The organism is Curtobacterium sp. MMLR14_002 (genome assembly GCF_001864975.1).
In the GTDB taxonomy this organism is placed as follows: domain Bacteria; phylum Actinomycetota; class Actinomycetes; order Actinomycetales; family Microbacteriaceae; genus Curtobacterium; species Curtobacterium flaccumfaciens.
In genome coordinates this window covers 1-288 of the sequence record NZ_MJGT01000131.1, presented here as the reverse complement: position 1 = coordinate 288, position 288 = coordinate 1, and the positions used below count along the sequence as shown (strand labels likewise).

The following is a 288-nucleotide window of genomic DNA, read 5'->3' as shown; positions in this document are numbered from 1 at the left end:
GCAGTACGACGCACCGTCCGGCACCGGCCGGACCCCGCAACGGCAGCCGCTTTCGGCTGTGGATGTCGTCGCTGACCGACGAGTCAGCCCCTCGAACCAGTCGCGTCGTGACGATCAACGTCACACCGCTGATCATGACGCGCCGCTCATCGCGCATCGCACTCGACGGACCTGATGACCGTCATCTCCGCACGAACCCTCTCGTCGCCGCGACCCGAATCCGCGAGCCGACGAGCAGCTGAAGGAGCATCCCTGATGCGTTACCGAACAACTCTCGGCGACTTCCTC

At 65.3% G+C, this 288-nt stretch carries 1 protein-coding gene; it reads left to right on the top strand.

Features of this window, described 5'->3' with window-relative positions:
* Positions 1-242: hypothetical protein (locus BIU91_RS19250; protein ID WP_216099690.1), on the top strand; the 242-nt coding region annotated here is incomplete at its 5' end.
* Between the last annotated feature and the right edge of the window lie 46 nt (positions 243-288).